Raw genomic sequence first — 6,012 nt, 5'->3', positions numbered from 1 at the left:
CTTCAGCATCATCTCCCAGGCCGCCACCGCCTCGCCAAAGCGCTGCTGCTCAAAGGCGCTGAACGCATACAGGCTTAACACCCGGATATCCGTGTGGTCACTTCTCACCAGCTGACGCAGCAGCTCCCCGCCACGGCGGTTATCCTCCGGGTCGGACGAGCGCGTCAGCGCCTCCGCGTAGCCCAGCGCCGCATCGCGGTTTTCCGGGTCCAGGCGGTAAGCGTTCGCATACGCCCCGGTGGCGGTACCGGCATTACCCAGTACCATACCGGTGCGCCCCAGCATGAGCCAGCCCTCAACATTGCCGGCATCATTCTGCAGGCGGGTGCGCAGCCCCAGCGCCAGCCGCGCCATCTCCTCTTCATTCAGCGGCTGCGCCTGCGGGTCCAGCGCCCGCGCCAGCAGCCCGGGCGTCTGCGCCGTTGCCTGCTGCCAGACCCTCACCTGCGGATAGCTGCCGGTCAGGGCGTAGCTGCCGGCGCCGACCGCCAGCGCAATGACGGCCCCCGGCACGTAAACGCCCCACCCGGCGCGCGCGCCGCAAACCGGGGTGTCCGCCGGCAGCGGCTCCCGGCGCAGGCGCACCCGCCGGCGCGTGCGGGCGACGATTATCCACCCGCCCGCCACGATGGCGGCCAGCGGCAGCACCCACAGCAGCACCGTCAGCGGGGTCAGCGGCGGGTCGTAGGTGACAAAGTTGCCGTAGCGCGCCACCATGTAATCGATGATTTCCTGGCGGCTCTTCCCCTCCTGCATCAGGTCATACACCCTGCGGCGCATGTCGGTGGCTATCATCGCGTTCGAGTCCGCAATGCTGTTGTTCTGGCATTTCGGGCAGCGCAGCTGCTCCGTGAGCTGGCGGAACTGCTGCTCCTGCGCTTCATCTTTAAACGGCATCACGTCGGTGGTCGCCCGCGCTGACCCGGCGATAACCAGCGCCAGCATCAGCATCACCATGCCCGGTAACAGTCTCATTGCGCCGCCTCCCGGCTGTATCTGTCCCACAGCGGTTTCAGTTCACTTTCCCATACCCGGGCATTCAAATCGCCCGCATGGCGGTAGCGGATAATCCCCCTGCCGTCGATGAGGAAGGTTTCCGGCGCGCCGTACACGCCCAGGTCCAGCCCCAGCATCCCGTCGCTGTCCGATAAACTCAGCGCATACGGGTTGCCCAGTTCCTTTAACCAGGCCACCGCCTTCGCCCGGTCGTCCTTATAGTTCAGCCCGACCACCCGGATACCCTGCGCAGAAAGCCGGTTCAGGTACTGATGCTCGGCGCGGCAGGTCGGGCACCAGGTGGCCCAGACGTTAAGCAGCACCGGTTTCCCCTGCGTCAGCACCTCCGCCTGGTAGTACTGACCCGGCGTCTCCAGCGATTCCAGGCGGAACGCCGGCACCGGCTTTCCGGTCAGCGCCGATTCGAGATTCGTCGGGTCATCCCCCTGCGCGTTGCGCGCCAGCTGCCACAGCAGCGCCGCGGCAATCAGCAGAAAAATCAGCAGCGGTAATAACAGTACGTTGCGTTTCATCCGGCCTCCGGCAATGGTTTACGGCGGCGGTAGCGCGGGTCCGCCAGGCACAGCAGCCCGCCCAGCGCCATCAGCAGCCCCCCGGCCCATATCCAGCGGACAAACGGTTTGTAGTACAGGCGCACGGCCCACGCGCCGTTGTCCAGCTCCTCCCCGAGCGCGGCGTACAGGTCGCGGGTCAGCCCGCCGTCAATCGCCGCCTCGGTCATCACCATCCGGCTGGTGTTGTAGAGCCGTTTCTCCGCGTGCAGCACCGCCTCCGGCTCGCCGTGGCGCGTCACCCCGATGAGGGCCACCCCGCCGCGGTAGTTGGGGCCGGTGATGTCCCGCACCTCCCGGAAGGTGAAGCGGTAGTCGTGAATGGTCACGCTGTCGCCCGCCCGCATCCGCACGTCACGCTCCACGCTGTAATTCTGGCTGAAGGCGATGCCGGTAATCGTCACCGCCAGCCCGAGGTGCGCCGCCACCATTCCCCAGTAGCTGAGAGAGGTTTTCGTGCCGCTGGACACGCGCTGTACGGCTTCGGCCACCGCCAGCACCGCAATCCAGCAGGCCATCGCCATCCCCACCACCGTCATGGCGATGATTTTATCTTCCAGCAGCCATGGCAAAAGTACCGACAGCACCAGGGTGGAGACCAGGGCGGTGAGCAGCAGTTTCCTGATGTTACGCGGCCGGTCCCGGCCCCAGCGCACCAGCGGCCCCACCCCCAGCAGCAGGGCAAAGGGGACCATCAGCCAGGTGAACATGGTGTTAAAGAACGGCTCCCCCACCGAAATGCTGCCCAGCCCCAGCTGTTTGTGCACCAGCGGCAGCAGGGTGCCCAGCAGCACCACCAGCATGGCGGCCATCAGCAGGACGTTGTTGCCGAGCAGCAGCGACTCGCGCGACCACAGCGTGTTGTTCACCCGCGAACGCACCCTGTGCCCGCGCACGGCGAACAGCAGCAGCGAGCCGCCGGTGACCAGCACCATAAAGGCGAGGATAAACATTCCGCGCGCCGGGTCGGAGGCGAAGGCGTGCACCGACACCAGCACCCCGGAGCGCACCAGGAAGGTGCCCAGCAGGCACAGCGAGAAGGCGCAGATGGACAGCAGCAGCGTCCACGCCTTGAAGCCGGCGCGCTGTTCGGTGACCGCCAGCGAGTGCAGCAGGGCGGTGCCCGCCAGCCACGGCATAAAGGAGGCGTTCTCCACCGGGTCCCAGAACCACCAGCCGCCCCAGCCCAGCTCGTAGTAGGCCCACGCCGAGCCGAGCACGATGCCCAGCGTCAGGAACACCCACGCCGCCAGCGTCCACGGGCGGGCAAAACGGGTGAACGCGCTGTCCAGACGCCCGCTCAGCAGCGCGGCGATGGCGAAGGCGAAGGCCACCGAGAAGCCGACATAGCCCATGTACAGCAGCGGCGGGTGGAAAATCAGCCCCGGGTCCTGCAGCAGCGGGTTCAGGTCGCGCCCCTCCACCGGAAAGGCCGGCAGCGTGCGGGCGAACGGGCCGGAGGTGAACAGGATGAACGCCAGAAAACCGGCGCAGACCATCCCCATCACCGCCAGCACCCGGGCGACGATATCCGCCGGCACCTGCCGGCTGAACACCGCCACCGCCAGGGTCCAGCCGCTCATCAGCAGCACCCACAGCAGCAGCGAGCCTTCGTGCGCCCCCCAGGTAGCGGCCACCCGGTACCACACCGGCAGCTGCGTGTTCGAGTTGCCGGCGACATAGGCCACGGTGAAGTCGTTAACCACAAAGGCGTGCACCAGCACGAAAAACGCGCCCGCCACGCAGATAAACAGCAGCCAGGCGAACACCCCGGCCGACGCCATCATCCGCGCGTCGCCGCGCGCCACGCCCCACAGCGGGTAAACGGACAGCAGCAGCGCCACGCCGAGCGCCAGGCACAGCAGCGCGTGGCCGTATTCAGGCATCATGATGAGGTGTCCTTATCAGCGCGTTGCGGGCGGCGGTGGTTTTCCTGCATCGCCTTTTCCACTTCCGGCGGGGTGTAGTTCTCGTCATGCTTGGCCAGCACCTCGTGCGCCAGGACGTGGTTGCCCTTCTCCAGGGTGCCCTGCACCACCACCCCCTGCCCCTCGCGGAACAGGTCCGGCAGTATCCCCTCATAGCTCACCGTCACCGCCCCTTCGGCGTCGTAGAGGCTGAAGTTCACCTTCAGCGAGTCCGGGTCGCGCCTGACGCTGCCGGGCATCACCATCCCGCCGACGCGCAGACGCTGGCCCGCCGCCGGCAGCTGCTGCGTCTCGCGCTTGCCGTAGAGGATTTCGCCGGGGGTATAGAACAGGTCGATATTCGCGCGCAGCGCGTACAGGACCAGGGCAGTGGTCAGCCCCAGGCCCGCCAGCACCGCGCAGACCACCCATAGCCGGTTTTTACGTCGCAGGTTCACGCCGCCTCCTGTTGCGCCTGTGCGGCACGCATCCGCGCCTCGCGCGCCCGCTGCTGCGCCACGCCGCGCAGAATGGCCCGGCGCTGCAGCACCGTGTGCAGCGCCAGCAGCGCCAGCGGCGCCACGGTCATCGCCACCGCCAGCCAGACAAAAAAGGCGTACCCGCCCATGGCGAAAAAATCGCTCCACGATGAAAATGCCGGACTCACCGGTGCCCCCTTTTCAGTATCAGTTCGCTCACCCACGGGCGGCGTTTTTCCATCAGTAAAATCAGGTTGCGCATCCGCATCAGCGACAGCGTCATAAAGAGCAGCAGGTAGCCGGCGATGGCCCAGCGCAGCGGCGAGCGCATCGCCGGGTCGATACTCTGCTGCATCCGCGTCGAGCCCTGGTGCAGGGTGTTCCACCACTCGACGGAATAGTGGATAACCGGCAGGTTCACCACGCCGACCAGCACCAGAATGCCCGCCGCGCGCCCGGCCATTTTACGGTCGTCAAAGGCGTGCCACAGGGCGATGACCCCGGCGTAGAGAAACAGCAGCACCAGCTCCGAGGTCAGACGCGCGTCCCACACCCACCAGGTGCCCCACATCGGTTTGCCCCACGCCGCGCCGGTGACCAGCGCGATGAAGGTGTACACCGCCCCCACCGGCGCCATCGCCGCGACGGCAAGGGTGGCCATTTTCATCTGCCAGACCAGCCCGGTAAACGCCGCCACCGCCATCGCCGCATAGATACCCATTGACCAGATGGCCGCCGGGACATGCAGGTACATAATGCGGTAGCTCTCCCCCTGCTGGTAGTCCGCCGGGGCGAAACCAAAGCCCCGGACCCAGCCGGTGGCCAGCGCGATGATGCCGGCCGCCGCCAGCCACGGCACGAGCCTGCCGCAAATCTGATACAGCCGGGGCGGCGCCGCCAGCTGATGAAGGGTTTTCCACATAGTCGTCACCTGACCTCCTGAAACCAGTAAAATGTCCGTCGCGCCGGGGCGCTACTGCACGCTGAGGCGCAGCGCCGCCGCGGTGGCGAACGGGCTTAACGTTGCGCTGCCCGCCAGCAGCGCCCCCAGCACCGCCAGATAGCCGTCAGCGGGTAAATGCATCGATGCCGCGTCCATCGCCGCGGCGGCGAAAATCAGCACCGGGACACTCAGCGGCAGCACCAGAATGCCCAGCAGGACGCCGCCGCGCCGCAGCCCGGCCGTCAGCGCGACGCCCGGCGCGGCGAGAAACCCCAGCGCCGGCGTGCCGAGCAGCAGCGTCAGCGCCATGATTTTCCAGCCGTACACGTCCATCCCCAGCAGCAGCGCCACCAGCGGGGAGAGCATAATCAGCGGCAGGCCGGTCACCGCCCAGTGGGCCAGCACCTTCGCCAGCACCACCGCCGGCAGCGGCACCGGCAGCAGCATCAGCTGCTCCAGGCTGCCGTCCTGCAGGTCGTCGCGAAACAGCCGCTCCAGCGCCAGCAGCGAGGCCAGCAGCGCCGCCACCTGGATGATGCCCGGCGCGATACGCGCCAGCAGCTGCGGCTGCGGCCCGACGCTTAACGGAAACAGGGTGATGACCATCAGGAAGAACCACAGCGGGCCGGCGATGTCCGCGCCGTGGCGGAACGCCACGCGCAGCTCGAGACAGAAGACACGCCACATCACAGCCCCGTCCCCCCGCCGGTCAGCGCCAGACGGCGGACGGTGTCCGCGGCCCCCGGCAGCGGCTGGTGGGTGGTGAGAATGACCATCCCGCCCTGCGCCGTGTGCGCCGCCATCCGCCGGGTGAGGCGCGCCACGCCGTTAACGTCAATGGCGGTGAACGGTTCGTCGAGCACCCACAGCGCGGCGCGGGTCAGCCACAGGCGGGCCAGCGCCACCCGGCGCTGCTGCCCGGCCGAGAGCCGGGCGACCGGCACGTCCTCAAATCCCGCCAGCCCGGCCTGCGCCAGCGCCTCCGGGAGGCGCGCGCCGTCGCCGGGGTGGAAGAAGTGCAGGTTCTCCCGCGCCGTCAGGCGGGATTTAATCCCCGGCTGGTGCCCTATCCACAGCAGGCTGCGATGGAAGCTGTCGCGCACGCGGCGCAGGGG

8 protein-coding genes are annotated in these 6,012 nt (G+C 67.8%); all 8 read right to left on the bottom strand.

Annotated elements, in window-relative coordinates; all coding sequences use genetic code 11:
• Positions 1-975: cytochrome c-type biogenesis protein CcmH (locus tag ACLJR2_RS23470; RefSeq protein ID WP_057517964.1), on the bottom strand; the 975-nt coding region annotated here is incomplete at its 3' end.
• The gene (dsbE, locus tag ACLJR2_RS23465; RefSeq protein WP_001533716.1) at positions 972-1,529 is read right to left on the bottom strand and encodes a thiol:disulfide interchange protein DsbE; all 558 of its coding nucleotides are present in this window, start codon (positions 1,527-1,529) and stop codon (positions 972-974) included. The genes dsbE and ACLJR2_RS23470, both read right to left, overlap by 4 nt.
• Entirely contained in the window at positions 1,526-3,457 is a 1,932-nt protein-coding gene (locus ACLJR2_RS23460; protein ID WP_000982519.1) for a heme lyase CcmF/NrfE family subunit, read from the bottom strand. Before ACLJR2_RS23460 ends, dsbE begins: the two co-directional genes overlap by 4 nt.
• A complete protein-coding gene (ccmE, locus tag ACLJR2_RS23455; protein ID WP_001053616.1) occupies positions 3,454-3,933 on the bottom strand; it encodes a cytochrome c maturation protein CcmE in 480 nt (159 codons plus the stop codon). Before ccmE ends, ACLJR2_RS23460 begins: the two co-directional genes overlap by 4 nt.
• Positions 3,930-4,142 (bottom strand): heme exporter protein CcmD, encoded by a 213-nt coding sequence (gene ccmD, locus ACLJR2_RS23450; RefSeq protein WP_000074110.1) that lies wholly within the window; start codon positions 4,140-4,142, stop codon positions 3,930-3,932. The genes ccmE and ccmD overlap by 4 nt, the downstream gene beginning before the upstream one ends.
• Entirely contained in the window at positions 4,139-4,876 is a 738-nt protein-coding gene (locus tag ACLJR2_RS23445; protein WP_043991102.1) for a heme ABC transporter permease, read from the bottom strand. Before ACLJR2_RS23445 ends, ccmD begins: the two co-directional genes overlap by 4 nt.
• Before the next feature lie 51 nt (positions 4,877-4,927).
• Positions 4,928-5,587 (bottom strand): heme exporter protein CcmB, encoded by a 660-nt coding sequence (gene ccmB / locus ACLJR2_RS23440; protein ID WP_000990028.1) that lies wholly within the window; start codon positions 5,585-5,587, stop codon positions 4,928-4,930.
• Positions 5,584-6,012, bottom strand: a 429-nt coding sequence (gene ccmA, locus ACLJR2_RS23435) for a cytochrome c biogenesis heme-transporting ATPase CcmA (protein WP_057515687.1), incomplete at its 5' end; no start/stop codon positions are given. The genes ccmA and ccmB, both read right to left, overlap by 4 nt.

Source organism: Salmonella sp. SAL03688 (assembly GCF_046551895.1).
In the GTDB taxonomy this organism is placed as follows: Bacteria; Pseudomonadota; Gammaproteobacteria; order Enterobacterales; family Enterobacteriaceae; genus Salmonella; species Salmonella enterica.
Note: the sequence above shows the minus strand (reverse complement) of the source record. Positions and strands in the feature narration are given on the sequence as shown.